This window comes from Streptomyces sp. SID1328, from assembly GCF_009865595.1.
GTDB lineage: Bacteria > Actinomycetota > Actinomycetes > Streptomycetales > Streptomycetaceae > Streptomyces > Streptomyces griseoluteus.
Map to the genome: position 1 here is coordinate 1 of NZ_WWKH01000051.1, position 254 is coordinate 254.

The 254-nt window shown below is 77.2% G+C and carries 1 protein-coding gene; it reads right to left on the reverse strand.

The window, feature by feature from the left end; genetic code table 11:
• A partial coding sequence (locus GT030_RS01510) for a molybdopterin-binding protein (RefSeq protein WP_237522150.1) occupies positions 1-254 on the reverse strand: 254 nt, incomplete at both ends.

A 254-nucleotide genomic window follows, 5' to 3' on the forward strand; every position in this document is an offset into this window, starting at 1 on the left:
GGTGGCCGTACCGGCCACAGCGGCCAGCGGGTTGCCGGGCAGCCCGACCAGGCGCCGGGTGCGCCCGTCCGCAGTGGCGGGCAGCCCGGCCAGCAGCATCGGGTGGCCCGGCCGCACCGAGACGGAGTCGACGATCAGCGGGGCCTCCAGCAGCCACAGCGTCTCGTGCAGGAAGTCCACCGGCCCGGCCGCCGTGCTGCCGGTGGTGATCACCACGTCGGCGGGGGAGTGGGCCACGGCCTCGCGCAGCTCCG